This window comes from Shewanella xiamenensis (assembly GCF_024971755.1).
Lineage (GTDB): Bacteria > Pseudomonadota > Gammaproteobacteria > Enterobacterales > Shewanellaceae > Shewanella > Shewanella xiamenensis.
Window position 1 is genome coordinate 887,369 of the sequence record NZ_CP079718.1, and the last position, 25,563, is coordinate 912,931.

The window sequence follows — 25,563 nt, forward strand, 5'->3', positions numbered from 1 at the left end:
CCTTCTGCACATCTAAATCAAAGAAAGTTGGGGCGTCTTGGAGCATCCAAGGAGGATAGGACGAGCAGTCCTCCTTGGTCGGGTGTGGGGTGAAGCCCCACGACTTTGAGTAGTGTCATTCAATGAGCCAATCAAGATTAAGTTGAATGCCTTTAGCTCTTGGTGCACATCGCTTAATGATTGAATTAATAGAAGTAAACCCGTAATCATTCAATTGCGTTAACCAATCCTGTTTGTATTGCATAGCTCTCTAGCTTGATATCAAGATTATCCAAATCTTTATAAAACTCATCATCGAGTTGATTGAGTCGGGCTTCGGCGACTGGATTATCGGTTGCGGCGAGGCGTTGGTCTCTGTCGGTAGGGACGGGATGGTCACCAAACACCGCCTGTTTAGCCTGTTGTAATAGGGCTAACGAATGCAAAGCACCAATTTGCTCAAGGCCGCGCTCGGCAACAGCATAATGCTCGCCCGATGAGTTATCGAAGTATTGGATAAAACCGCCGTTATAGACTTCGCCAGAGAGACAATTGACGGCGTAATAGTGCTGCGCTGCTTCGCTTAGCGTGTGAAAGCCCTGATTATCGTCGTGCACCCGCACCACAATATCTCGCAACAACGCTCTAAAAGGGCAGGTTTTATCTAATTCCCGCTCCTTTTGGTAATAGGCTTTTGCTTGCTCAATATTTTCACGATTGCCATTTTTGCAGGGCATACATAAGCCTGCGTTTCGCTCGGCGGTGCTGGGCATAATTAAAGTTTGGCAGGCTGTGCAGGGGACTTTTTCCGACATTATCTTTCCTTAGATATTCAGGTCAGCAAGAGAAATAACAGATTCACAAACGACCCATTGTAAAATGACCTGTTTTTAGAGTTAAAGCATACGCAGAGATTAGTGGAATTAAGCATTGGTATGGAAGTGACCGTTGGCGGCATGGCCGCTCTTTCACATCCATGTGATCGCGGCATTCGCACTTCCATATGCAGCAGATGCCGTCGTCGAGCCTATAGGGATATATTTACGGCGTGTCACTGGAATAACTGTGCTTAATCTATGGCCGAATACTCTTAAACATCTGTCGTTAGCTGTAATGTAATTGTTTAAATATCACAATTAACAGCCAGCTATCCTAATTTATTAGTTGTACTTTATTTTCATCGCAATCAGGGGTTCGCGAGAAGCCTTTTCGGCTCGCAGGCGTGCTAAGTACTTTTCCCATAATTCCACTTGGTGAGTGGCGAGATCGTAAAGCACTTGCCAGGAAAACAGCCCGGTATCGTGGCCATCGTCGAAGACGATTTTTACCGCGTAGTTACCTACGGGTTCGATGCTGGTGATATTGACGTTTTTCTTATGGGTGACCAGCTTAGGGTTACCGTGACCATGCACTTCGGCGGAGGGAGAATAGACGCGTAACATCTCACAGGTGAGTTGATACTGCTCGCCGTTATCGAAGCTGATTTCTAAAATGCGCGATTTACGCTTGAGCTTAAGATCGGTGACATTGGGTGTGCTAGTGGTCATAGGTAGTGCCAAGAAAATGCTGAGAATGGACAAGCTGTAACATAACAATTTGTGGCTAAGGTTACAAAGTGTAAGCCTTAGCCACTGTCACAATTTCGAACTTATCTCCGCCATATATGCATGGCAGATGTTGTGTGCTAATCGCTTAGAGGATAAAGCGGCTTAGGTCTTCGTCTTGAACCAGATTATCTAAGTGAGCACTCACATAATCGGCATCAATCACAAATGAGCTGCCAGACTTGTCAGACGCCTCATAGGAGATATCTTCCATCAGCTTTTCCATTACGGTATGCAGACGACGGGCACCAATGTTTTCGGTGCGCTCGTTCACCTGCCATGCCGCTTTGGCGATGCTCTCAATACCTGATTCGGTAAACTCAATGGTCACGCCTTCGGTCGCCATCAGCGCGATATATTGCTCGGTCAGTGAGGCATGTGGCTCAGTTAAAATGCGTTTAAAATCATCGGCTGATAGCGCATCTAGCTCAACGCGGATCGGTAAACGGCCTTGTAGCTCAGGGATTAAATCCGATGGTTTTGACATCTGGAATGCGCCCGACGCAATAAACAGAATATGGTCGGTTTTCACCATGCCGTGTTTAGTGGTGACTGTGCAGCCTTCGACTAAAGGTAATAGGTCGCGCTGTACCCCTTCGCGGGAAACGTCTGGGCCTGAGGTTTCGCCACGCTTACAGATTTTGTCGATTTCGTCGAGGAACACGATACCGTGCTGCTCAACCAATTCAATGGCTTGCTCTTTTAAATCTTCTTGATTTACCAGCTTGGCCGCTTCTTCTTCGATCAACAGCTTAAAGGCTTCTTTGATCTTCATCTTGCGACGTTTTGCCGGTGCTTGGCCCATGTTTTTAAACAGGCTTTGCAGTTGGTTGGTCATTTCTTCCATGCCGGGCGGTGACATGATTTCAATACCAATTTGTGGCTGGGCCACGTCGATATCGATTTCTTTGTCATCTAATTGGCCTTCGCGCAGCTTCTTACGGAAGATTTGACGGGTATTGGAGCTGGTATCGCTTTCCGTGTTATCCCAGTCATTTTTCGGCTTGGGCAGCAGGGCATCGAGAATGCGCTCTTCAGCGTGTTCTTCGGCGCGTTGGCGGCATTTGCCCATTTGCTGCTCGCGGGTCAGCTTGATGGCGATGTCGGTTAAATCACGGATGATTTGCTCGACTTCTTTACCCACGTAACCCACTTCGGTGAACTTAGTGGCTTCAACCTTGATAAATGGGGCATTCGCGAGCTTTGCCAAACGGCGGGCGATTTCAGTTTTACCTACGCCGGTTGGGCCAATCATCAGAATGTTTTTTGGGGTAACTTCTTGACGGAAATCGGCATCTAGCTGCATGCGGCGCCAGCGGTTACGCAGGGCGACGGCGACGGAACGTTTGGCCTTTTTCTGGCCGATAATGTGGGCATCCAGCTCGTGGACAATCTCACGGGGGGTCATTTCAGACATAATATTCCTCACGCCCTGTTAGTAATTAAGTTCTTCAATTGTCTTGAATTGATTGGTGAATACGCAGATATCGCCTGCAATAGTCAATGACTTTTCAGCAATTTCCAGCGCCGATAATTCGGTATTTTGCAGTAGTGCTAACGCCGCCGCTTGGGCATAGTTACCGCCCGAGCCAATGGCGACTAAATCATGCTCTGGCTGCACTACGTCACCATTACCTGTGATGATAAGTGAGGCTTCGGCATCGGCGACCACAAGCATGGCCTCGAGTTTGCGCAGCATACGGTCGGTACGCCAATCTTTGGCAAGTTCAACAGCCGAGCGTAACAGGTGACCTTGGTGCATCTCGAGTTTGGACTCGAAACGCTCAAATAGGGTAAAAGCGTCGGCGGTGCCGCCAGCAAAACCTGCCAACACTTTGTTGTGATACAAGCGACGCACTTTTTTGGCGTTACCTTTCATCACGGTATTGCCTAGGGAGACTTGGCCATCGCCGGCGATGACAACTTGGTTATTACGGCGTACTGATACGATAGTGGTCACTTTTGAATCCTCTTCTCTTGCCCGCAATGAAAATCCTGCGGTGGATGATGGAGTAAATATGGGGATGGATAGTCAGAATTCAAGTTATTGCAGAAAAAGCCAATGGGGTTTACGTGTTCGCGCGCCTTTTGCAACAAAATAACAGCTTACAGAGAAATGGCGGCCTGCTTCAGTCTTGCTACGACTGAAGCGTCGGCTGATTCGCAAAGACTGCCGTTGGCGCTATTTCGGCAGTCTCTCCTGGGCGATCACGAGGTTTTTAATAGACTGATGGCGGCGGGAATACTATCAATACCACATTCTTGTAGGGTCTGATTGATGCCCTGGGCAAATTTCGCTTTATGTTGGCGCACAACGCTATAGAGCTGAAAACACAGCACTATGTCACTTTCTGTCAGTCCATTATTTTTAAATGCCATGGCAGATAAGTAACAGCGGATCATAAAGCAATCTATCACGAGCAGGCGAAATGCCATCCAAGGCTGCTGTGAATCACTCATGGGGAAATGCTCATGGTAAAGCGAATATAAAATATAACGGTCAAATAAATCCTGATAATTGCTCAACGCAGGCAAGGCTTTTTCTTCCCACGCTTTATTTAAATCGTCAATTTGATATTGATTACTCTCATTACATAACAAACCAATTGCATCATTAAGCGAGGTAAAACGAGGCTTTAAGCTTCTTGAGTGAAGTTTGCATAATTGGTCATGTATCGACACAAAAGCATGGGTTTGAGGCTGTGGTGTGTAGGGTATTTTTTGATATTGCTCATCGATTTGATTGGTTTGGGCCAGCAAGATTAATTGTTCAAAACGCTGATCTATTTGTGCAATAGGAAGAGTATTTTGCCTCACTTGGTCACTGACTTTTACCAATAATCCTATAGCCATGAGTGCCTGTTGCCAATCCACACCCATATTAATTAATAAATCCAAACTGTAATCGTAGGTTTTTTCTAACCATGCAGGATTGGCCGCGGTTGGACGTTTGGCGCCACCGCTCTTTGCCTCAAATTGAAATGCATTGGCGTCAAATAGCACCTGACGGGCAGCTTCAGGGCAAGATATCGTTAAACTTTCGTATTTAGTGGTTGCGATAACATTGTCACTACGAGGATAGGTTTTACAGGTGTGGCTTAAGGCTGTTTCACCCGCAGCCGCATGGATGGCACACAACTTCTGCTCGTTTACAAACGGGCATATTCCATTGGCGTTAAGTTTGATTTTTGCCCACTGATTAGCATCGGTTTTGGTTTCAATAAATGCCTCTTTGGCAAGCGAAGCGAGTTTTGGATGGTTAAGGGTATTTTTGTAGCTTTTTTTGTCAAAAATGATGGTCCAGTCATGGCAGCAACTGTCTTCACATGCGGCACCTATACAACTGAATTGTGAAGCGTAGCCTGGTGTAACAATGAGATTATTCATTGGCGTTTATTCATCTGAGTGTTCCATAAACAAAAAGGTAACAAATCTATAGGATTAAGGCCAATCTTTGGTGAGTTTGACAACCACATGTAAAAGGAATCTTAGTGTCTGCCCGCAATGAAAATGATGCGGAGGAAAACAAAGTCACTATAGGATGGATAGTCAGAATTCAAGTTATTGCAAAAAAAGCCACAGGACTTTGTTGATTTTATGCCCTGTGGCGAAAGCGGATATGCTGGGTGGGTTAAGGTGCAGATAACGAGGAGCGGCCGACAACAGTTCGTCCATCGAGGGGATAGTATTTTAGCTCCCAATTCTCGCTGCCAAGGCGGCGATCATCCGACACATAGTTAAAGTAACAATAAGTATTAGGATCACTTATCGCGCCGCCGCTATACCAGTAGACGATGTCGATATTGGGTGCTTGTTGCGTTTCCCAATCCGTGTGTGTGGTAAGGACAAAGTCCTGATTATCGAGTAACGATTGCCACAGTTCTCCGCAGTAAGCGCCTTGTAATTGAGTGCCTTGGCTGCTGCTTTGAGCCGTGTCTTTTCCGAGTGGAAAGCCCGTGGTGGTCGAGTCGATAGTGCCATCACCATAGCAAGCGAGATTTTGGGTATATCCCGAGTGTCCGCCCGCAAGCCAACAACTGTGATACAGCTTGACGCCAGAGGTAAAAGCAGCAAAAGCAGCTTTTGCCCGAGTATCGTGAGCATCTTGACTTAGATTCATAAAGCGCGGGGCTGCGACTACAGCAAGAATGCCTAAAATGATGATAACCACCACCAGTTCGATTAGGGTGAATCCCTTAGATGTGTGTAAACGACTCATACTGCTCACCTGTTGCCAAGATAGTCGCATTCTAACTTCATTTTGAAAAATTATCATTAAGTTATTGATAGATATTAATTTAATTAACAACAATGCTACATTGATTGTTCGGATTTAGGGAGGCGAGGCGAGGTTTGTAGGGATAAAAAAATCCCCGAGGACACTGGCCGTACTCGGGGGAAGGTTCAAAAGCAGTGGATCGTTAATGCCTACGGAGCATAAATGACAGAACCTAACTTGAGTGTGGCAGTGAATGGTGTTTGATACAAAGCCAAAGATGCAAACTGCGACAGCTTGTCGCAGTTTGGATGAAAACGTCGCCATCAGCGCATTCTAAATGGTCTGAGTTATATGGAATTAGCGGTTTAATCGTGACAAGCGTGGCGAGAATATATTGCGATTGTTTAGCGTGCTGGTCACTGATTTATAAAACAGAATTTAGATTTCCTAAGTGTTGTACTAACTCTGCCATATTGTTCACTTCAAGCTTTTTCATAATCTTTGCGCGATGCACTTCGATGGTTCTTAAGGATAAATACATGGCTTCGGAGATCTGTTTGTTGGTCATGCCTTGAACCACATGGGCTAATACTTGTTGTTCGCGCTCAGTCAGTTGGGCAAATTTCTGCTGCAGACTCTGTTGCTCAAAGCTGGATTGGCTTTCTTTATGTGCTTTTTCAATCGCTTGTACAAGGGCTTTACCCGACACAGGTTTTTGAAAAAAGTCGCATGCGCCTTTACGAAAAGCGCTTAATGCCATGGGTAAATCACCGTGCCCAGTGAGAAAAATCACTCCTAATGGACTTTGGGTTTCAAGCAGCTTTTGCTGCACTTCTTGGCAGCTGATCTCTGGCATTCGGCTATCTAAGATCACGCATCCCGCTTGAGTTAACGGGCATTGGGCTAAAAAATCCCGTCCACTGCTAAAGGTTTGTACTTGATAACCAAATTGCCTGAGCATAAATCCTAAAGAGTCGAGAATCGCTTCATCATCATCGACTAAATACAGCGGCAGCATAGTGGACATGGTTTTCCTTTTGGTGGTGGGACTCTTTATCAGCTTAAGCCTGCCTTGTCGTAGGCTCAATTTTAAGCCTAGGTCTTGGGAGGTTTATCACTAAATTAGTCAAATCACTTTAGGGGGAATGCCAGAGTTTGGTGTTATTCACAGCATCATTTTGGCCTTGTGTATAAAGTACTCCGAATACAAAAGCATACAAGACAAGGCGATAGCAATGAGAACTTGGTGTAGGGCAATACTCGTGAGCTGCATATTGAGCGTAATGATGCTTAATTTGTCCTATGCCGATGAAGACATTCCCGTTCATGAATTTAAAGTGGGAGTGCTGGCGAATCATGGGGTGTTGCAGGCAAAACAGCGCTGGCAGCCTATGATGGATTACCTTAGCGAAAACGTCCCTAATAGCCGTTTTGAAGTAGTGCCCGTCGACTTTAATGGTATGCGTAGCCAGTTACTGAGCAATGAATTGCAGTTTATTGTGACTAACCCCGGCCAGTATCTGCACTTGAGTAATAATTTCCCCCTCTCTTGGCTCGCGACCATGAAAAGCCGTAAACATCAGGGCAGCACTTTCACCATAGGCGCGACCATTATTGTGCGTGCCGATAGCCCTATACGTAGCTTGCAGGATTTACGCGGTAAGAATGTGGTTGCTAGCGATCCGCAGGCACTTGGCGGCTATCAGGCTGCGATGGGATTACTGCATAAAATGGGTTATTTACCGGAGCAATTCTTTGGCCAAGTGCGATTTTTAGGATTTCCCCTCGCGCCGCTGATCTATCAAGTGCGCGATGGGAGTGCCGATGCCGCCATTGCGCCTTTTTGTACCCTAGAGGAAATGATTGAAACAGGGCTTATCAATAAGACGGACTATCGTGTCATTCATCCAACCCATCCTCCTGGATATGACTGCGAGGTGAGCACCCAACTCTATCCTAATTGGTCATTTGCGGCGGCGGATACGGTTTCGCCACGGATCACCATGCAAATCACCCGCGCCTTGTTTGACCTGCCCCCAGACCATGTGGCGGCGATTACCGCCGATACTTTAGGTTGGACTGCGCCGGTAAGCCAGCTAAAGGTGATTGAATTATTTAAAGAATTACAGCTGCAAGGTGCATCACCTCCCTTATATCAAACCGTGTATAAATGGATGGAGAAAAATAAAGAGTGGGGTGGGGTATTACTGCTGATCTTTATTGTGTCGACCATTTATCACCTGTGGCTCGAATATAAATTCCGCCAAAAGAGCGAGTTTTTAGTCAGTACTGAGCGGCAATTAAAAGACAAGGCATTGCAGTTAGAACGCTTACAAAGTGCGGCGATTCTCGGGGAGATTGGTGCCGGGTTGGCCCATGAGCTAAATCAACCGATTGCGGCGATAACCCAATACAGTGAGGGCGCTATGATACAGCTAGAAAGGCTGGGACAGGACAACCCAGAGCTCTATGATATTTTGGGTAAAATCAACGCACAATCGATACGGGCTGGGGCGGTTGTGCACCGTATTCGTGGCTTGCTTAAACGCCGTCAGTCGAAGGCTGAACCGCTGGATGTGACGTTAGTCGTCAAAGAGGCACTGGCCTTATTACGCCGAGAATTAGACCGAGCGGGGGTACAAGTTGACGTACAGGTGCAAGGTCGTCCCTATGAATTGATGGGGGATAGTGTTGGCTTAAGTCAAATGTGGGTCAATTTGGTGAAAAATAGCCTCGATGCGCTGGAAGCATGTGAGGATAACCGTGCACGTAAGTTAAGGATTGAGATCCACTATCAACCCACTGAAATCAAAGTATTGGTAATTGATAATGGCCAAGGTTTACAGGGGCAAGCTAATGAGTTGATGGCCTCTTTTGCCTCTACCAAAGATGCAGGGCTCGGATTAGGTTTAGCGATTTGTAAGGATGTCGTTAGCCGTCACCACGGCAGTATTGAGATTGAAAACTGCAAGCAATCGACACAAACGCCATTGCCTTGGCAGCAAGGCTGTGTGGTGACGGTGATATTACCTCGGGGCTAGAATGAATCGCCGCAGAGTTTTTAAGTATCTATCTTCAGTTGCGGGTGCAAGCTGCTTTTTATCAAGCCCAATTATCGTTTAAGGCGCGGGATATTCTTGGCTAAATTGCAGCAGTTTTTGGGCTAAAAATTCAATAGTGCGGCGGATTTTATGGCTAGGATAGTCGGTTTGTAGATAGACTAATTGCAGTGGCACCGCAGGCGCGAGTTTATCGGCTAGGATAAGCTGTAGTCTGCCTTCGGTGACATCCTGCGCCACATCGAGCCAACTTTTATAGGCTATACCTCGCCCCGCCAGTGCCCAATCGCGCACAACGGCGCCATCATTGCAAAAGCGTTTTCCTCTTACTTCAATCTCTACGGTTTCACCATTATGGCTGAATTTCCATTTCTGCCATGGCTCGCCGCCACGATTTAAGATCAACACTTGGTGTTGGCTCAACTCGTTCAGTGTTTGCGGTTCACCATATTGCGCAAGATAAGCGGGGGAGGCGACGAGCACCCTTGGCGTCATCGACAGTTGGCGCCGTTTTAGATTGGAATCTTCCAGTTGGCCATAACGCAGGGCTAAATGGATATTTTGATCGATGAGATCTGTCATATGGTCGCCAAAGTACAGCTGAATCGACAGCTCAGGCGCGCTATCCATCAGCTCATCTAGCCAATTGCGGATCCGACTGCGGCCAATGTCCGAGGGCAGAGCAATGCGCACTTCGCCCTTAAGCTCGCCCCTATGCTCGGCCAAATTAGCGGAAGCGGTTTCGAGTAACGCAAGGGCTGGTTTAGCTGCATCGAGAAATATTCGCCCTTCTTCCGTGAGTTGCAACCGCCGAGTTGAACGCGCAAATAGTTGGCATCCTAACTTTTTTTCAAGCCGTTGCAGTGCCGCGCTCGCTGCTGCGGGCGTCATGCCGACTTCTTTACTGGCGGCGGACAGGCTTTCAAGCGCAGCGATACGCAGGGCGAGTTGCAGATCATTTATATGGTACATATCAAAATATTTTTGAAAATGATTTAAATAATAGGCTAATTATCAATATAGATTAACTAATGCACAATTGCACCTAGATATTCAATCATCATTTATGGTTCGGGAGTGCATATGAGTTTATTTACAGCCTATGAGTCAGCGGCACTGACACTGCAAAATCGTATTGTTATGGCGCCGATGACAAGGGCGCGTACCACGCAACCGGGTAATATCCCTAATGATTTAATGGCGCAATATTACGCCCAGCGTGCGTCAGCAGGGCTTATCATCACCGAAGCGACCCAAATTTCTGACGACAGCCAAGGCTATTCTTTTACCCCTGGAGTTTATACCGAGGCGCAAATTGATGGCTGGAAAAAGGTTACTGCGGCGGTGCATCAAGCGGGTGGAAAAATCTTTAATCAAATCTGGCATGTAGGCCGAGTGTCCCATCCGATTTTTCAGCAGGGTGCAGCGCCGATTGCACCTTCAGCGATTGCTCCTGTTGGTACTAAGGTATGGATCGTTGATGAGGAGCATCCCGAGGGACAAATGGTAGATTGCCCCGAGCCGAGGGAAATGACGCAAGCGGATATCGACCGCGTGGTGGCCGACTTTGCCAACGCAGGGGCAAATGCCGTTGCCGCGGGTTTTGATGGCATCGAAATCCATGGTGGCAATGGTTATCTCATTGACCAATTCCTGCGGACTAATTCTAACCATAGAGCCGACGCCTACGGCGGTACGCCGGAGAAGCGTATTCGGTTTTTATTGGAAGTCGTTAAAGCGGTAAGTGCCCAGATTGGTGCCGATAAAGTGGGCGTTCGCCTTGCACCCTATGTGACCTTTAAGGATATGGCCTGCCCAGAGATTGTCGATACTATCCTGTTGGCCGCCAAACACTTATCGGCGTTGGGCGTAGCGTATTTGCACTTGTCTGAAGCCGATTGGGACGATGCGCCACAGGTGCCTGAGTCCTTCAGAATTGAGCTACGCAAAGTGTTTAAAGGCAGCATTATTGTGGCGGGGCGTTACGATGTCGAGCGTGCCAATGAGGTTATCGAAAAAGGTTATGCCGACTTAGTGGCCTTTGGTCGTGCCTTTATTGCTAACCCCGATCTGCCCTATCGATTAGCCAATCAATTACCCTTATCGCCCTTCGATAAGGGGCCATTATTTGGCGGCAGTGCGGCGGGCTATACCGATTATCCTAGCTATCAAGAGGCACTGCGCGCCGTCATCCGCTCTAGTGATGATGAGGTGGCATAATGCAAAACCGTATTTATTGCCCTGTTTCTCCTTGGATAAAAGTCAGTTTGTGGAGCTCAGGATTACTCGGCTTAGCGCTTTTGGGTTTTGTGCTCGCTAGCCTTAGCATGACGGTGTTTGCCGCTCAAGGTGGTTCTACTCAAGCCAGTGTCGATGTCAAAACTGCCCTTACCCCTAAGGTGACGGCAATGGAGCTGATCAGTGATGGTTCACCACAGGCTGAATCGATTGCCCACGCCGCTTTGCTATACGCTAGTTTTTGGGATACCGGTGATCCGACATTTGCCCGCTGGGCATTAGCGACCCGTTTTATTGATCGCACCTTGCCCGAAGGTCGTGCACAGGGGATTAGCGGACCGCTCGACGCCTCTAAAACCTTTAGGGCGGCGGTACCTGATCTCTCGGTAACCGTTGAGCATCTGCTGGTGGTCGGTGACCGTGCGGTTGTGCGTCTCCGTTTTAATGGCCATTTTACGGGGACCTTTGGTGAACAGCGTGGTCAAGGGCAAAAAATTGATTTTCGCGCCGTAGATATGTACCGCGTGCGTGATGGTTTTATTACTGATAACTGGCACCTAGAGGATTATCAAACGCTATTTAACCAGCTTGCCTCTAACGCTGTGACCACAGGAGCGAAGTCATGAATCAACGTCGACAATTTTTAAAGACCAGTTTACAGGCGGGCGGCGCTTTGATTGCGGGTGTAGGGCTGAGTCAGTCTGCATTTTCAATGGGAGTTCCGAGCTTAGTGGCGGTCGATGATCAAACTCAAACTTCGGTAGGAGGCAGTATGAATAAGCGTTTTTGGCCTAATGGCGAGCAACTAGTGATCTCTATATCCATGCAGTTTGAGGCTGGCGCGCAGGATAAAAACGCTGAAGGGCCGTTTCCACCAATGGAGAAAGGCTACCCAGATACGATTACTCCCAGTTGGTACGACTACGGGATGAATGAAGGGATACCGCGTTTGCTGCGTATATGGCGTAAGCACAATATTCACGTGACATCCCATATGGTGGGCCGCGCCGCCGAATTACATCCACAACTTGCTAAACAAGTGGCGGATGAAGGCCATGAGATTTCAGGCCATGGGCAGACGTGGACGCCGCAATACAGTATGTCGCCAGCGCAGGAGCGTGATTCTTATATCCAGAGTATCAATACCTTAGAAAAGATCACTGGTCAGCGTCCCGTCGGGTTTAATGCGTTTTGGATGCGCCACAGCACCCAAACCTTAAATATCCTACAGGACTTAGGTTTTATCTATCACATTGATGATTTATCAAGGGATGAACCTTCAATTATCCCTGTGCAGGGTAAACCTTTTGCCGTGGTACCTTATACCTTGCGTAACAATGATATAGGTCGCTTTGGTGGTAACACTGCGATGACGGCTGCCGCCTTCTTACAGGAGCTTAAAGACGAATTCGATATGCTTTATCAGGAAGGCGCATCCCAGCGGCGGATGATGTCGATTAGTGTGCACGACCGTATCGGGGGCACGCCAGGTCTTGCCAATGCCTTAGACAAGTTTATTCAATACGCGAAAGAACACTCAAAAGTGGGTTTTATGCGTAAGGATGCGATTGCTAAATGGGCGCTGGCGCAAAAGGATACGCCAACCAATCCAGCAAGAACATTTTAAGAGATAAAAACACAGCACAGGGGTGCTGTGTTTTTTACTTTCTTGGGGATATTGGCGCTTAACGCATCGCGAGCATGGCCCAAGTGCGGCGACCTTGCTCGAGAAGAATCCCCACGGCAAGCCCTGCCGCGGCGTTAATGGCTAAGCAGGTCACAGCGGTAGATAAGATCACAAAGATACAGAAGGGCTTACCATCGATTAGGCGTTTTGACCACGCCAGTTGTAAACCGCCGATGGACAGCAAACTGCCGAGAATCGCCACAGGAATAAGTCCGAGCAACCACGCAATTTGGCTATCCCAAAACAGGGCAATCACCACACAAGTACCACCGAAGATTAATGGCGCGAGGTGAGTGCGCGCGCCAAAGTGATACTGCACCGCAAGGCCTCCCGCGCCATGGCACATGGCCGCCGCCCCAAAAGGCGCGAGTAACAAATTGGCCAGCCCAGAGCTAATGGCCAAGTTTTTAGGCGTGAGTTTGGCGGCATCTTCGGGGAATTTTTCCTGCGCCATGGCCGAGGTGGCTATCACTGCATTGGTTAAGGTGAGGGCGAGCTGTGGCAGTACCAGTAAAATTGCTGCTGAACTCCACTCGTTAAGGCTAGGCCAAGCTAAATGCAGTGAGGCGCTTAAGGCGGGAATCGTCAGGCTGCTAGTTATTTCGGTTTGGCTGTTGGCTTGCCACAACATACCAGCTGCGATAACGAGTGGCATGGCAAGGTAACGCAATGGTAAGAATTTACTCACAAACAGCAAGGCAAACGCGCCGAGTCCGAGCAACCAAAAGTCACTCATCATCTTAGTGCCCATCCACATCAATTGCAGACCAATCGCTAATTGAATCCCCACACTCACTGCTTGGGATAATTGCTTGGCAAGCCAAGTGATGGCGCCACTAAACGCTAACATTAACAGTATGATACCCATCAGCATGGCACTGGCTTGGAGCATCCCTGGCGTTAAGCCTTGGGCGATCACAAGGGCGGCGATGACCTTCATGGGCTGGACGGGGATCGGACGGCGATAAAATAAGGCGCTTAAGATGGCGAATAGGCCAAAGCCTAAAAATATCCCTTGGGGCGAAAATTGGTTTAGGGCAATTAAGCCCAAGACTAAAGGTAAAAATGTGCCTAGGTCGGCGAATGCACCGCTGGTTTCACCGAGTAAACGGTTGAGCGGTTGAGTGGGGTGCTGTGTTGGGGTTTTGCCCGCGGTCATAGAGGTTGCCACAATTGAACATTGCCTGCTTAGGCAAAATAAATGCCATAAAAATCAGTTGATTTGACTTATAAACAGAGCCAAACTCCTTTTCACGCCAATTGGTTGAGACAAACTGGGACAGTATTGTTTTTTCTCTGTGCCGATTTGTCTTTGTTGGCAGAGTATAGCTGATAAAAAAGAGAGCTTAGCCAACGGCATCAGCTCTCGAAGGTTGCAGGGGAGCGATAATCGCTTTAGCCTCGGATAGGCTTTCAGCGAGTCAGTACAATTATTGTTGTTTGTGTTTAGGGCCTTGTTTGTTTTTCATCGGGTCGCCTTGATAGCCCAAGGCTTGCCAATCGAGGCGAGTGCCTTTGTTGTGGCAGTCATTACAATTAAGTGCTTGTTCTTTTGGTGAGACCATGTGGTTGATCCGCCACCACATTTCGGTGGCAGCAAAGTCATATTCACCACTGTATTTGATGCCTTTTTCAATCATGGTGGTGTTAACCTCCATGCCCAGTTTCGCCGCTAAATTCCAATCAAACTCGCTCCAATATCCGCCTTTGCCATAGGTTTTCGGGGTGATAAAGATATTGAGTTTTTTGTCGTAAATCTGCTTACCTGTATGTACCTTAAAGGGATAAATCTTGGCTTTAGCGTCGTTAATGTCGCCCATAGGGTAGGTCAGCTTGGTGACGACTTTCGGGTCCATCTTGTCCCCCGCCATATAAGCGTTAGCCGTGCCGTTGTACCAAGCGTACTGTGGCTTGACCATTTTTTCCCACACAAAGTCACCCTTTTTCTTCTGATAGGTGTGTTTGCCGTATTGATCTACGGTCTCAGGTTTATCATCGCCCGCAGTTGACCAATCCCAGTGCATCTTGGTTGGCTCATTCTTAGCGAAGAATGGAATATGGCAGGTTTGGCAGGCCACGGTTGCGGTATGGGTATTGAGCTTTTTGTTGCTGTGCGGCGCGCTATCGTGGCAGTTCTCACAACCTATATGGTCGATACCACCTGGAGATACCCCCATAGCATTACCCGAAATTTTATGTTTTTCAGTGGTATGACAGTTTTGGCATTGGAAGTTATTGCCGTCGCTGTCCATGTGCACATCGGTGGCTTTATCGGGATAGGCCATAGAAGAGTCGAGATCCCCGTGCTTGACCGCATCACCACCGCCACCATAGAAATGGCAGCTACCGCAGTTATCCCGCACGGGTTCACCCACGTTTTGCGCGATCTTCACCAGATCGAGTTTAGCCATAGGCTCGCCTGCACCAGCGGGGTCTTTCACATAGGTGCCAGTGGTGTCGTGGCAGACAAGGCAGTCCACTTTGGTTTTGTCTTTAAAGTCAAAAGTGTTGTCCTTCCAGCCATAGCCTGCGTGACAGCTAGTGCAGCGAGGCTCGTTGCTGGAAATCGACACACAGAAGTTATTGATACTATTTTTCTTACCGCGTAATACGGTTCTATCGGGTAGCTTTTGTTCTAACTCCCATGTCCAGTGGGAGGTTTTCATCATATCTGTGGCTTGTTCTTCGTGGCAGGTTAAGCACTGCGTCGTGACTTCAGAACCTGTGGCGAAGGGGCCTTTAAGGACGTCTTTATGGGGATTAGCGGCCTGCGCTTGCAACGCCATACCCGCCAAGGCAATAACAATGAGTTTTTTCATTCTGTACTCCTGCCCTCGGCGATACCGAGGGCTGAATGGCGTCTAGGTTAGAAGTTAATAGTCAGTGAGGCGTTCACATCGAAGGCCTTATCGACCACAGGCAGCATTGAGTAGGCTGAGCCCGCTAACACGTCATCGATTTTTTGTGGTGCGCCCACAGGCGTGCCGCTACCTGTGTATTCGTAGTCGTAGTAGAGTCCGGCCAGTTTGATAAACATCTTGGGATTGATATCAAAGATGTAATAGGCTTCGCCAACGTGGCCACGGGTGGCTAACTTGCTGCCAATAGGGTCATCTTGAGCTTGGGTGAAGGGCGTCCAGTATTCGGAACCATAGTTATATTCCAAGCCAAACTTGCCGTAGGGCGCGGGGATTTGAATACCCACATAGATGCCATAACCATCTTTGGTCTCGGTATCATCGCTGGTTTTCGGCACCATGATGATTTCGGTGCCTGTACTGTTGAGCTCCGCTTCAAACACCGCATCGGATAACATGCCGCCGAACATGCCGGCATTGCCATTTGGCTCTGCGCGCGTCCAGCCTAGTGACGCAAACCATTTGATATCGTTAGCTTCTTCCCGTGCAAAGCCAATGCCGCCAAGGTACATATCACCAATGACGCCGCTAGGTTGCACTCGGGTGACAAAGTTAAAGTTGTCAAACTTTTGCATATCTTGGTACATGGTGGGGGCAAAAATCCCCGCCAGTTGGGTCGGGAAGGCCATTGTGCCTTTAAAGCCATCGTTGACGTCTTTGGCACCAAACAGGGTGAATTGCAGGAAGTTAGTACCATCGTTAATGGCATCGATATTAAAGCCGCCGAGGTGGGTATCCTTGGTGACGATATCGCCAAACATTTCGCCATTACCCCATTGGGATTCAAAGCCTTGGCCATAACAGAAGCGAACCACTTGTCCTTCAATTCCAGTGATTTCCCCTAGGTTGTAGCCTAAGGTGGCACCGTCGAAGTTAAAGTTGACTAAATGGCCTGAAGGCGTGCCGCCACGCAGTTCGTTTTCACGGTAGTGGCTTGGTGGGCCATAGGTGGATGGGCGGCGGCCAATGGAGAGGTAAAACTCGGAGCCGTTGATGTTTTTCCAGTCGAAATAGGCGCGCTCGACCCGCAGCCAGTCACCACTGGTATTGCCGCTGCTGGTGCCATCCATTGTGAATGAGCGCCAAGAGTCGAACACTTGTACGCCGGTGGAGTCGCCCCAGTTTTTGTACATGCTCAGACGACCGGCAAAGCTGACGTTATCCCATACCTTGGCCTTAAGATTTAACCGCAGGCGAGTGGTGTAAAAGATATCGTTATCAATATCTTGGATATGTTGCTGCGCGAGTACATAGGGCATCACACCCTGTAACATGCCATTTTGAAAGGCGGCGGCCAGATCGGGATTGGCTTGCATCATCTGGCCGAGTGGTGAGTTAGGATCGTTTGGCATCCCAAAGGCGCCGGACATGGCCTTGGCGCCAAAGTCATTAAAGTCCACCTTAATGGCGGGGTTCCAAACGACATCGCGGTAATGCAGTGAGTGGGCCTTGGTTCTAAAGTCGCCAGTGATTTCAAGGCGGTCTAACGAGGTGTGGCGTTCGGTTTTATCGACGCGGCTATTGAGTTCATCGAGCTGTTCGGTGATATCGACCAGTTGTTGTTTCAGCTCGGCCATTTTTTGGGTGTCGGCTGGCGTTTCGTTGGCTGCGGCAAAGGTTTGGCCGGACATAAACAGCGCATTAGCAACCAATATCGAAATGAGTGTACGTGTACGCATAGGGTTTCTCCCTGAGTGTTCCGCTGGCACTGGCTCATGGCTCTGTGCCAAATTTACCCAACAGGAGGCCCTGAGGTGTGCTCCCCATTTTTCTCTTATTGGGCTTGGATTTTATTTCAATGGGTTAACTTGCAGTTGCAGGCCTGCGGTTATCCCTTTGATTTAGGCTTAGCAGCAATTAACCGCAGGTTTGCGGTTGCTCCGAGTCGGCGGCATGGTCATACAGAAATTGCTGTATATCTTTGAGATCTTGCTCGGTGAGGCCGTTGAATACCTCAGGTTTGAGTTTGTGTTTATCTTTGTCGAAGAAGCGATCCCATTGGCTCATGGTTTTGCTCATTGGGGTTAGCTCGCCACCTTCACCACCTTGGCTATGGCAGGCTTTACATTCTTTTTTATAGAGGTGTTTCCCTTTTTTAGGATTACCCCCTTCGGCGGCATAGGCTTGGAGGCCTAAGCTGCTAATTAGTGCGACGGCAATTGCGATCTTAGTTGAAGTTTTCATCATCTCATCCTTTCTTAATTGTCATTCACATGACTTTGTTGGTGGAATGTGGCTATTGCTTCCACCTTGTGAATAAATTTATCAAAGGTGATGGGATGTTTATTTGAGGTATGTCACTTCCATTAAAAAAATCTAATTGATAAAAATTTCATTGATAAAAATCTAATTGATTGGTGGTGGATTGATTTGGGTGGGGATTTACATTTTCAAAAACAATGATTTGTTTTTATTGCTAAATTAGCCTGTTGTGTCGCAGCTAGGGTTTTGAGTCGGATAGGGCGGAAAAATGAGAGTGATCGAGTTAACACTTTGTAAAATTTGCGATCGCTAAAGTAGTCAATTGGAGTGATTTCGCCCTAAATCCACTTTGCTTAAGTGTGAATCTAGCGTAATTCGGTACAGTGGCTAGGGTTGAGAACGCTCGGTCGATTTTTAAACGCAGTGGCACTCGCACACTGCGTTTTACCCATGACTATAGCGAGGTCGTGCCAAGCACGTTGCTTAAGGTTGCTGGCGTGTTGGCGCTAACACTATCTCACGCACACAGACATTTTGCGGTTGTTGCCAAGCAAATAATGCTGCTGCGGCAACGTTTTCGGGGGCAATCACCCCGCCCATTTGTGTTTTCCAATCATGGTAACCCGCTTTGATAGCATCATCCGTGGTGTGGCTTAAGAGTTCTGTCTCGACCGCTCCCGGTGCAATAGTGATTAGGCGTACATCGTCCATTGCCACTTCTTCGCGGATGTTTTCGGTTAAGGCATGCACGGCAAATTTTGTCGCGCAATAAGCCGCATGGTTGGGGAAGGTCTTACGTCCAGCCACTGAGCTGATGTTGATAATGGTGCCCGTTTTGCGCGCCTTCATTCCGGCTAAAACCGCATGGATACCATTGAGTACGCCCATTACATTGATATTGAGCATACGGCTCCACTCGTTAGGATCTTGGGTATCGATTTGCCCAAGCAACATGACGCCTGCGTTGTTGATTAGGCAACCCACAGGGCCAAACTGTGCTTCCGCTTGGTTAATCGCTGCCTTGATAGCGTCTGCATCGGTTACATCAACGCTGATGGATAAACTGTTTGGTAAAGCAAGGGCTTGCATTGCCTCGACTCGGCGCGCTAACAGTAAGAGTGGGTGTCCGGCAGCACTAAAGCTTTTAGCGATAGCTGCGCCAATACCAGATGAAGCGCCTGTGATCACAACGAGGGATTTATTGGGCTTTGTCATTTGAGTTTCCTATCTTTATCTGCGAAGAATATGGTTAATTGAGCAATATCTAGCTTGTTCATCAGTATAGATGGGGATTTTTAGGCTGGAAAATACTTATTCCCACTGGATATGATAGGATTTTCCTATGACATATGCTGGGCAGACTGGTGAAGGCTGATGGTAGATTTACGCTTATTACGCTTTTTTATCGCAATTTATGAAGAAAACAATATTACCGCGGCGGCAACTCGTTGTTATGTCAGTCAACCCTCGCTTTCCGCTGGGCTTAAACAGTTAGAGGAAGAGCTTGGCGGTGCCTTATTCGAGCGCAGTAAAAAGGGCGTAAAAGCTTTGGATAGTGCCCACTATCTGTATCCACTGGCGGTTAAGTTGGTGGAGGAGGCCAGTAAATTACCTGCTCTATTTATGGCTAAGGCGAGTCGGCAAAAGTTGCGTTTAGCCGTGATGCCCGATCTGAGTCAGCGTCGTCTTGCAGGGTTATTAACTCAAATCAATCAGGCAATTAGTCATTTAGATTTAGAACTGGTGGATTATCAAAGCCCTGCGGATTGCAGGTTAACTTTAGACAGTTTACGCCATGAGGATGAAGTGTTTTTTCCGCTTTGGGAGGAGGATTATGTGCTATGCGTGCCGACTGAGCATCCGCTTGCGCAGCTCAGCAGTATTCGTCCCGAAGAGTTAAGTCAGTACGATTTTATTGAGTGCCCACCCTGCGAGGCGCATCAGCAAACCATAGGCTTACTCGCATGCAGTAATTTGTCGCTCAATTTGGTGGCGAAGGCGGAATCTAAGTCTTTGGTTATGTCACTGGTACTGGCGGGATTTGGGGTGAGTTTTCTCCCCGATGGATTAATCGAAGACGAGCCTCGGCTTAAACAGATTAAATTCGATGGGCCTAGGATGTTTCGCCGTATTGGTTTGTGTTATCCATCCCATCAAACCGTTGCGCCTACGTTGGCAACATTGCTGCGGCATTTGAGCAAAACCACGGCTTAAGCCGTGGTTTTTAATAATAGGGTTTGGCCAAACGGCTAAACCCTAGTAATCAGCAATTTAATCCTTATTCATTACTCTGTAAGTAAGGTGCTAGCTGAGTTTCAATCCGCTCGATTTCATCTTGGGCATACAACAACTCGGACTCTGTTAAGCGCGGCAGGACTTGTTGTTGATACAAAAGCTGATCGCTATTCATCCCGTATTTGCCAAAGTTGCGCAGTAATATGCTCGACCAAATATATGTCTGAACCGGTTTATCAATCGACTCATGGCGGTTGATATCAACGAGGGCTTGCATACCATCTTGGCTGCCCAAGTCGGCAGCTTTACGGTACCAAGTCTCTGCGGTTTGCAGCGCTTCGCGGCTCGGATGCTCACCCTTGCGGTAGATTTCTGCTTGGTTAAGGTAGTAATAAGCTTGCTGCTCATTGGGGATAGGATGTTGATGCAGAAAGTTATTACACAGGCTTTGGGCTTCGCGGATCTCTAGGGTACCTAAGCGCTTACTGAGCTTCTCATATGCGTCTTGATAGTCACTGATATGGCTCATCGCTGCGAGTTGGTAATACATTAAGGCTTTAATCGGTTGGCGCGAGACGCCTAAGCCTTCTTCATAGATTTTACCTAGGCCGAATAGGGCTTCCTCTTGCCACTGGGACGCTAGCGTCTCGAATTCTGTTCTTGCCTGTTGATAGTCATTATCCGTTTGTGGGTCGAGTAGCTTAAGGTGTGCCAATGCTAACTTGGCAAAGACATTGTCAGCGGCGCAGGATTTTTCTAACCAGTGGCGGGCTTTGCCGTAGTCGACGGCAAAATCTTCACCATAGAGGAAACGTTTGCCTAGGTAATACTGGCGAAAATCATTTTCTACGGCATATTCGCTGAGTAAAGCTTCGGCGCGGACGAGGTCCTTAGGGCCGCCTTGGCCTGCGGCAAGCATATGGCCTAGGTTATCTTTTGCGAGTTCATCACCGGCGGCGACGGCTTTCTCAAAGTATTCCCGCGCTTTGCTATAGTCCGAAGTGACACGTTCATCATGCCAGTAGAGTGTACCTAAGTGGTAATAGGCATCTTGGTTTCCTTGGGCGGCCGCCTTTTCGAACCAGTAAATGGCTTGGCTTGCATCGGGATCGAGAAAGGGTTGTCTGAGATACAAATAGGCGAGCTCATATTGAAACTCAACTTGCCCCGCTTCAGCACTGGTTTTGAGCTGTTCTACCTGTTCGCGTAACTGCTCGGGTGTTTGTGCCTCTGTGGCGACCAAGCTAGTTAGGGTGAGCATGGGTAAATATTGCGGATCGATCTCGGCGGCTTTTCGATACCAATATTCAGATGCCTTGGGATCGGCGGGGACTTGTTGGAATCGACCCGAATACAGCTCGGCCATGGCAATGGCGGCCACGGCAAAGCCCTTATCAACGGCTTGCTGAATATAGTCTAGGCCTGAGTTGACTTCGCCCTGATTGATTAATGTGAGTCCATGATTGAGTAGCGCTGAGGGTTCCCCTGCGGTAAGCGCTTCGGCTTGAATCTTCTTTTTTTGGTACTTTGCGAAAAAAACAAAGAGTACGATAAAGGCTATAATGATAAGTATCAACAACATAGTATTCCGTCACTATCGATATTTTGGCAGCACAGTAAACTTGTAACAGACTAAAATTGCAAGTGTAGTGTTTGAAGTTAGGTCGCTAAGTCTGATATATCCCATGTGAGTGGACGTCTTTTAAAGACGTATTCGTGATGCATTGTGAAGCGTATCATGTAATAGCTCGGATTAAATGAGCGGGTTACCAGACTCGGGTATGCTATTGCCCGTATCTAAAATGGAGCTAAGTGTTTATGAGAAAGCTGTTGTTGTGCCTGTCCTTCCTTTTCACTCCCATGATGGCGTTGGCTACAAGTTATGTAGCGGGAGACGCGATAAGTCCTATTTCATTGCAAGATCAAAATGATAAGGCGGTCAGTGTTACCGAACAAACCAAAGTAGTGCTCTTTAGTCGTAGCATGAAAGGTGGCGATATCATTAAAGAAACTCTAACGCCTTTAACGGGGGATAAGTTTCCTGCGCATTTAGTTTATGTGGCTGATATCAGTGGTATGCCATCGCTGATAGCCAAATTTGTGGCTGTACCACAAATGCAGGAACTGCCTTTTGCCATTGGTTTAGACAGGGAAGGGCAGATTAGCCGCCTATTGCCCAATACCAAAGATATGGCAACCATGATTTTATTGGATAATCTCAATATTCAAGATATTGCTTACTTTGACTCCAGCGAAGCCCTAGGCCAAGCCTTAGTCAAATTAAATGAGTCACAGCAGTAAAGTCGTAGGACTACGCCCTATCTGAGGGGGAGAGATTTCCCCTCTTTTATATCTGACTAATCCTTATATAACACTACAGATGTGTTTTCTCGCTCGGTATTACTACGCCGTGGAACTTAAGGTTCATCCTATCGTTTTCTCCCTGATAATCTGCCCTTAGCTAAAGCGAGCTGCCTCTTTAAAAAATTCATTTTTAGCGTTAATAAAGCTTAAGATTCTTTGCTGAACTCTTATGCATAATTATTTGTTTTAAAAATAGTTTTTTTAGGTCCAACTCGGCTTAATATTTATTGGAATAAAAAGTTAGTTATTAAGCATAAAAATTCGTTGCGTTAATTAAAAAAATAGCGTTTACTGCGCACGTTTTTAAGACACATAACGACTTTTTATCATCTGACCCAAAGGAGACTCTGGCCCAATGAGCCAATTTCAATCTATTGATGTTGCTGACTATTATGATGCTCAAACCTTCAAACGTATTGAAGAGTTTGCGAAGGATAAAGCGACCCCGTTCGTAGTGATTGATACCAGTATCATTGCGAAACAATACGATGACATGGTTAATAGTTTTCCTTATGCCAATGTTTATTATGCAGTTAAGGCAAACCCTGCGGCTGAGATCCTGACGTTACTAAAAAATAAAGGGTCAAACTTTGATATTGCCTCGATTTATGAGCTAGATATGGTTATGAATGTCGGCGTTACAGCTGACCGTGTTAGCTATGGCAATACCATTAAAAAGCGCCAAGATGTACGTGCTTTTTATGAGCGTGGCGTGCGTATGTATGCATCGGATTCTGAAGCTGACTTACGTATGATCGCCGAAGAAGCACCAGGTTCACGCATCTATGTGCGTATCCTGACCGAAGGCACAGACACCGCCGATTGGCCACTGTCTCGTAAGTTTGGTTGCCAAAATGAGATGGCTTATGAGCTGTTAGTGTTGGCGAAGGAATTAGGCTTAGAGCCCTACGGTATTTCATTCCACGTGGGATCACAGCAGCGTGATATCGGTGCTTGGGATTCGGCGATTGGTAAAGTGAAAAGTATATTCGATCGTTTGCGCGATGAGCACAATATTGTATTGAAGATGATCAACATGGGGGGCGGTTTCCCTGCGAATTATATCGACAAAACCAATCAACTCGGTGTCTATGCTGAGCAAATCACTCACTTCCTGAAGGAAGATTTTGGTGATGATCTTCCCCAAATTATTTTGGAGCCGGGTCGTTCGCTGATCTCTAACGCTGGGGTTTTGGTGTCTGAGGTGGTGTTGATCAGTAAGAAATCCTACACCGCATTAGAGCGTTGGGTGTTTACCGATGTGGGTAAGTTCTCTGGTTTAATCGAAACCATGGATGAGGCAATTAAATTCCCAATCTACACCCATAAACAGGGTGAGCTGGATAAGTGCGTGATTGCTGGCCCAACCTGCGACAGCGCCGACATTATGTATGAGCACTACAGCTATGGTTTACCGAATGACCTAGCGATTGGAGACCGTATGTACTGGTTAACCGCCGGTGCTTACACCACGACTTATTCAGCTGTGTGTTTTAATGGTTTTCCACCACTGAAGGATTACTATCTGTAATCGGTCTTAGATAGCAACAAAAAGGGCGCTGCGGCGCCCTTAGTTTTTCCCGTGATAGCAGCTTAGCTGTGGGATTTGAGAATTTGATAGATCTCTTCTTTTAAGTGGAGTTTTTTGCTCTTGAGCTCTTTCACTGCGGGATTGAAATCACTACCGACACGTTTTTCCAGTTGTTTGATTTCCTCATCTAATTGATTGTGCTCGTTGAATTTACGTTGAAAATGAGCATCTTGGGTCTTTAAGGTGGTAATCAGATCTCGGTACTCTGGAAACATTGGCGTTCTCCTTGTCGTCTTTCTACTGTGCTTTGGTCTCGTCTTAACCCTAACCTTAGGCATAATGAATAAACGTGATATGGATCAATATTTGTCCTTCTACAGGTTAATACTAAAGCGTGATTTCAGCAAATCAGCTATAAATCAATGATCTATATCTTTTATATTGCTTGATGTGGCGATTGAGTCAGATCTGACTCACACTTTATTCCACGTAATTGATACAAGCTCACAGAAGCATCACAGATTTGCTATCTTTGTGATCAAGCTGTAATAGATTTGGTAATTACATTACGGATGAACAATTCTTCTTGCCGATAATTCTGTGATCAAGTTAACCTTCACCGCTTCGATACTAGGTTAAAGTCGATTATATAAGAATTTTACTATCAAAAATGAAAGGGGTTTTCACGATGGCTGATGTATTTCATTTAGGTTTGACCAAAGCGATGCTCGATGGCGCTACGTTGGCGATTGTGCCAGGCGATCCTGAGCGTGTAAAACGTATTGCTGAGTTAATGGATAATCCAACGTTTCTTGCAAGCCACCGCGAGTACACCAGCTACTTAGCGTATGCTGACGGTAAGCCAGTGGTGATTTGTTCTACCGGTATCGGTGGTCCATCAACATCGATTGCGGTAGAAGAGTTAGCGCAATTAGGCGTGAATACCTTCTTACGTGTTGGTACTACAGGTGCGATTCAACCCCATGTGAATGTGGGTGATGTGATTGTGACTCAAGCGTCAGTGCGTTTAGATGGCGCGAGCTTACATTTTGCACCAATGGAGTTCCCAGCAGTGGCTAACTTTGAATGTACCACAGCTATGGTTGCTGCGTGCCGCGATGCGGGCGTAGAGCCACATATTGGTGTTACCGCATCTTCAGATACCTTCTATCCAGGTCAAGAGCGTTACGACACTGTCACTGGCCGTGTGACCCGCCGTTTTGCTGGTTCAATGAAAGAGTGGCAAGAAATGGGCGTGCTGAACTATGAAATGGAATCAGCCACCCTATTTACTATGTGTGCGACTCAAGGTTGGCGCGCTGCCTGTGTGGCGGGTGTGATCGTAAACCGTACTCAACAAGAAATTCCTGATGAAGCAACAATGAAGAAAACCGAAGTCAGTGCGGTTTCTATCGTGGTTGCAGCGGCTAAGAAGTTACTCGCGTAATCTTGGTTCAATATCACTCCCCTGCAAAGCGAGTGGCTCAATAACAAAAAAGGTGCCTTGGGCACCTTTTTAATTTTCAA

Annotated in this window: 23 protein-coding genes; 8 read left to right on the forward strand and 15 right to left on the reverse strand. The window is 47.2% G+C overall.

Annotated elements, in window-relative coordinates:
- Positions 1-206: 206 nt before the first annotated feature.
- The 7 genes from KXJ80_RS05010 to KXJ80_RS05040 all read right to left on the reverse strand — a co-directional run bounded on the left by KXJ80_RS05010 (position 207) and on the right by KXJ80_RS05040 (position 6,829).
- Positions 207-794, reverse strand: coding sequence for a DMP19 family protein (locus tag KXJ80_RS05010; RefSeq protein ID WP_218737973.1), 588 nt, complete (start codon positions 792-794; stop codon positions 207-209).
- A gap of 345 nt (positions 795-1,139) precedes the next feature.
- Positions 1,140-1,526 carry a gamma-butyrobetaine hydroxylase family protein gene (locus tag KXJ80_RS05015; RefSeq protein WP_055648060.1) on the reverse strand — a complete coding sequence of 129 codons (387 nt, stop codon included), beginning with the start codon at positions 1,524-1,526 and terminating at the stop codon, positions 1,140-1,142.
- Between the two features lie 145 nt (positions 1,527-1,671).
- Entirely contained in the window at positions 1,672-3,000 is a 1,329-nt protein-coding gene (gene hslU, locus KXJ80_RS05020; protein WP_055648059.1) for an ATP-dependent protease ATPase subunit HslU, read from the reverse strand.
- An 18-nt stretch (positions 3,001-3,018) separates the two neighbouring features.
- The gene (gene hslV, locus KXJ80_RS05025; protein ID WP_011073856.1) at positions 3,019-3,543 is read right to left on the reverse strand and encodes an ATP-dependent protease subunit HslV; all 525 of its coding nucleotides are present in this window, start codon (positions 3,541-3,543) and stop codon (positions 3,019-3,021) included.
- A 248-nt stretch (positions 3,544-3,791) separates the two neighbouring features.
- A complete protein-coding gene (fliB, locus tag KXJ80_RS05030; RefSeq protein WP_055648058.1) occupies positions 3,792-4,970 on the reverse strand; it encodes a flagellin lysine-N-methylase in 1,179 nt (392 codons plus the stop codon).
- 244 nt (positions 4,971-5,214) lie between these two features.
- Positions 5,215-5,802 carry a type II secretion system protein gene (locus KXJ80_RS05035; protein WP_047540133.1) on the reverse strand — a complete coding sequence of 196 codons (588 nt, stop codon included), beginning with the start codon at positions 5,800-5,802 and terminating at the stop codon, positions 5,215-5,217.
- A 424-nt stretch (positions 5,803-6,226) separates the two neighbouring features.
- Positions 6,227-6,829 carry a response regulator transcription factor gene (locus KXJ80_RS05040; protein WP_055648057.1) on the reverse strand — a complete coding sequence of 201 codons (603 nt, stop codon included), beginning with the start codon at positions 6,827-6,829 and terminating at the stop codon, positions 6,227-6,229.
- 208 nt (positions 6,830-7,037) lie between these two features.
- On the opposite strand from KXJ80_RS05040, the gene KXJ80_RS05045 reads away from it, so the two are divergent.
- Positions 7,038-8,843 (forward strand): sensor histidine kinase, encoded by a 1,806-nt coding sequence (locus tag KXJ80_RS05045; RefSeq protein WP_088586605.1) that lies wholly within the window; start codon positions 7,038-7,040, stop codon positions 8,841-8,843.
- 78 nt (positions 8,844-8,921) lie between these two features.
- Here the strand turns inward: KXJ80_RS05045 and KXJ80_RS05050 are convergent, their stop codons facing one another.
- Positions 8,922-9,833, reverse strand: coding sequence for a LysR family transcriptional regulator (locus tag KXJ80_RS05050; RefSeq protein ID WP_055648056.1), 912 nt, complete (start codon positions 9,831-9,833; stop codon positions 8,922-8,924).
- A gap of 111 nt (positions 9,834-9,944) precedes the next feature.
- Between KXJ80_RS05050 and KXJ80_RS05055 the strand changes: the two genes are divergently transcribed.
- Genes KXJ80_RS05055 through KXJ80_RS05065 form a run of 3 tightly spaced genes read left to right on the forward strand, consistent with a single transcriptional unit; the run spans position 9,945 to position 12,726 of the window.
- Complete coding sequence (locus tag KXJ80_RS05055; RefSeq protein WP_218737974.1) at positions 9,945-11,081, forward strand: alkene reductase; 1,137 nt, start codon at positions 9,945-9,947, stop codon at positions 11,079-11,081.
- On the forward strand, positions 11,081-11,725 hold the full coding sequence (locus tag KXJ80_RS05060; RefSeq protein WP_218737975.1) for an ester cyclase: 645 nt from the start codon (positions 11,081-11,083) through the stop codon (positions 11,723-11,725). The genes KXJ80_RS05055 and KXJ80_RS05060 overlap by 1 nt, the downstream gene beginning before the upstream one ends.
- Positions 11,722-12,726 carry a polysaccharide deacetylase family protein gene (locus KXJ80_RS05065; protein WP_037422742.1) on the forward strand — a complete coding sequence of 335 codons (1,005 nt, stop codon included), beginning with the start codon at positions 11,722-11,724 and terminating at the stop codon, positions 12,724-12,726. Before KXJ80_RS05060 ends, KXJ80_RS05065 begins: the two co-directional genes overlap by 4 nt.
- A 58-nt stretch (positions 12,727-12,784) precedes the next feature.
- On the opposite strand, the gene KXJ80_RS05070 is transcribed toward KXJ80_RS05065, so the two are convergent.
- The 5 genes from KXJ80_RS05070 to KXJ80_RS05090 all read right to left on the reverse strand — a co-directional run bounded on the left by KXJ80_RS05070 (position 12,785) and on the right by KXJ80_RS05090 (position 19,121).
- Entirely contained in the window at positions 12,785-13,945 is a 1,161-nt protein-coding gene (locus KXJ80_RS05070) for a putative sulfate/molybdate transporter (RefSeq protein WP_055648052.1), read from the reverse strand.
- A gap of 271 nt (positions 13,946-14,216) precedes the next feature.
- Positions 14,217-15,605, reverse strand: a complete 1,389-nt coding sequence (locus KXJ80_RS05075) for a tetrathionate reductase family octaheme c-type cytochrome (RefSeq protein WP_086902260.1) — start codon at positions 15,603-15,605, stop codon at positions 14,217-14,219.
- A 47-nt stretch (positions 15,606-15,652) separates the two neighbouring features.
- On the reverse strand, positions 15,653-17,383 hold the full coding sequence (locus KXJ80_RS05080; protein WP_037430695.1) for a DUF3373 domain-containing protein: 1,731 nt from the start codon (positions 17,381-17,383) through the stop codon (positions 15,653-15,655).
- A 178-nt stretch (positions 17,384-17,561) separates the two neighbouring features.
- On the reverse strand, positions 17,562-17,891 hold the full coding sequence (locus KXJ80_RS05085; protein WP_011718452.1) for a c-type cytochrome: 330 nt from the start codon (positions 17,889-17,891) through the stop codon (positions 17,562-17,564).
- A 498-nt stretch (positions 17,892-18,389) separates the two neighbouring features.
- On the reverse strand, positions 18,390-19,121 hold the full coding sequence (locus KXJ80_RS05090) for an SDR family oxidoreductase (protein WP_086902259.1): 732 nt from the start codon (positions 19,119-19,121) through the stop codon (positions 18,390-18,392).
- Between the two features lie 159 nt (positions 19,122-19,280).
- Between KXJ80_RS05090 and KXJ80_RS05095 the strand changes: the two genes are divergently transcribed.
- Positions 19,281-20,120 carry a LysR family transcriptional regulator gene (locus KXJ80_RS05095; protein WP_069454181.1) on the forward strand — a complete coding sequence of 280 codons (840 nt, stop codon included), beginning with the start codon at positions 19,281-19,283 and terminating at the stop codon, positions 20,118-20,120.
- Positions 20,121-20,184: 64 nt separating this feature from the next.
- On the opposite strand, the gene KXJ80_RS05100 is transcribed toward KXJ80_RS05095, so the two are convergent.
- Positions 20,185-21,723, reverse strand: coding sequence for a tetratricopeptide repeat protein (locus tag KXJ80_RS05100; RefSeq protein ID WP_086902258.1), 1,539 nt, complete (start codon positions 21,721-21,723; stop codon positions 20,185-20,187).
- A gap of 236 nt (positions 21,724-21,959) precedes the next feature.
- Here KXJ80_RS05100 and KXJ80_RS05105 point away from each other — a divergent pair, with 236 nt between their 5' ends.
- Complete coding sequence (locus tag KXJ80_RS05105; protein ID WP_086902257.1) at positions 21,960-22,442, forward strand: hypothetical protein; 483 nt, start codon at positions 21,960-21,962, stop codon at positions 22,440-22,442.
- Between the two features lie 418 nt (positions 22,443-22,860).
- Positions 22,861-24,036, forward strand: coding sequence for a type III PLP-dependent enzyme (locus tag KXJ80_RS05110; RefSeq protein ID WP_037422364.1), 1,176 nt, complete (start codon positions 22,861-22,863; stop codon positions 24,034-24,036).
- 62 nt (positions 24,037-24,098) lie between these two features.
- On the opposite strand, the gene KXJ80_RS05115 is transcribed toward KXJ80_RS05110, so the two are convergent.
- A complete protein-coding gene (locus KXJ80_RS05115; RefSeq protein ID WP_037428200.1) occupies positions 24,099-24,311 on the reverse strand; it encodes an HP1242/YdcH family protein in 213 nt (70 codons plus the stop codon).
- Between the two features lie 413 nt (positions 24,312-24,724).
- Here KXJ80_RS05115 and udp point away from each other — a divergent pair, with 413 nt between their 5' ends.
- A complete protein-coding gene (gene udp / locus KXJ80_RS05120) occupies positions 24,725-25,483 on the forward strand; it encodes a uridine phosphorylase (protein ID WP_037422367.1) in 759 nt (252 codons plus the stop codon).
- Positions 25,484-25,563 lie beyond the last annotated feature (80 nt).

Coding starts and splice junctions, on each gene's coding strand:
- KXJ80_RS05010 (WP_218737973.1), bottom strand. CDS start 794: ATGTCGGAAAAAGTCCCCTGCACAGCCTGCCAAACTTTAATTATGCCC.
- KXJ80_RS05015 (WP_055648060.1), bottom strand. CDS start 1,526: ATGACCACTAGCACACCCAATGTCACCGATCTTAAGCTCAAGCGTAAA.
- hslU (WP_055648059.1), bottom strand. CDS start 3,000: ATGTCTGAAATGACCCCCCGTGAGATTGTCCACGAGCTGGATGCCCAC.
- fliB (WP_055648058.1), bottom strand. CDS start 4,970: ATGAATAATCTCATTGTTACACCAGGCTACGCTTCACAATTCAGTTGT.
- KXJ80_RS05035 (WP_047540133.1), bottom strand. CDS start 5,802: ATGAGTCGTTTACACACATCTAAGGGATTCACCCTAATCGAACTGGTG.
- KXJ80_RS05040 (WP_055648057.1), bottom strand. CDS start 6,829: ATGTCCACTATGCTGCCGCTGTATTTAGTCGATGATGATGAAGCGATT.
- KXJ80_RS05045 (WP_088586605.1), top strand. CDS start 7,038: ATGAGAACTTGGTGTAGGGCAATACTCGTGAGCTGCATATTGAGCGTA.
- KXJ80_RS05050 (WP_055648056.1), bottom strand. CDS start 9,833: ATGTACCATATAAATGATCTGCAACTCGCCCTGCGTATCGCTGCGCTT.
- KXJ80_RS05055 (WP_218737974.1), top strand. CDS start 9,945: ATGAGTTTATTTACAGCCTATGAGTCAGCGGCACTGACACTGCAAAAT.
- KXJ80_RS05060 (WP_218737975.1), top strand. CDS start 11,081: ATGCAAAACCGTATTTATTGCCCTGTTTCTCCTTGGATAAAAGTCAGT.
- KXJ80_RS05065 (WP_037422742.1), top strand. CDS start 11,722: ATGAATCAACGTCGACAATTTTTAAAGACCAGTTTACAGGCGGGCGGC.
- KXJ80_RS05070 (WP_055648052.1), bottom strand. CDS start 13,945: ATGACCGCGGGCAAAACCCCAACACAGCACCCCACTCAACCGCTCAAC.
- KXJ80_RS05075 (WP_086902260.1), bottom strand. CDS start 15,605: ATGAAAAAACTCATTGTTATTGCCTTGGCGGGTATGGCGTTGCAAGCG.
- KXJ80_RS05080 (WP_037430695.1), bottom strand. CDS start 17,383: ATGCGTACACGTACACTCATTTCGATATTGGTTGCTAATGCGCTGTTT.
- KXJ80_RS05085 (WP_011718452.1), bottom strand. CDS start 17,891: ATGATGAAAACTTCAACTAAGATCGCAATTGCCGTCGCACTAATTAGC.
- KXJ80_RS05090 (WP_086902259.1), bottom strand. CDS start 19,121: ATGACAAAGCCCAATAAATCCCTCGTTGTGATCACAGGCGCTTCATCT.
- KXJ80_RS05095 (WP_069454181.1), top strand. CDS start 19,281: ATGGTAGATTTACGCTTATTACGCTTTTTTATCGCAATTTATGAAGAA.
- KXJ80_RS05100 (WP_086902258.1), bottom strand. CDS start 21,723: ATGTTGTTGATACTTATCATTATAGCCTTTATCGTACTCTTTGTTTTT.
- KXJ80_RS05105 (WP_086902257.1), top strand. CDS start 21,960: ATGAGAAAGCTGTTGTTGTGCCTGTCCTTCCTTTTCACTCCCATGATG.
- KXJ80_RS05110 (WP_037422364.1), top strand. CDS start 22,861: ATGAGCCAATTTCAATCTATTGATGTTGCTGACTATTATGATGCTCAA.
- KXJ80_RS05115 (WP_037428200.1), bottom strand. CDS start 24,311: ATGTTTCCAGAGTACCGAGATCTGATTACCACCTTAAAGACCCAAGAT.
- udp (WP_037422367.1), top strand. CDS start 24,725: ATGGCTGATGTATTTCATTTAGGTTTGACCAAAGCGATGCTCGATGGC.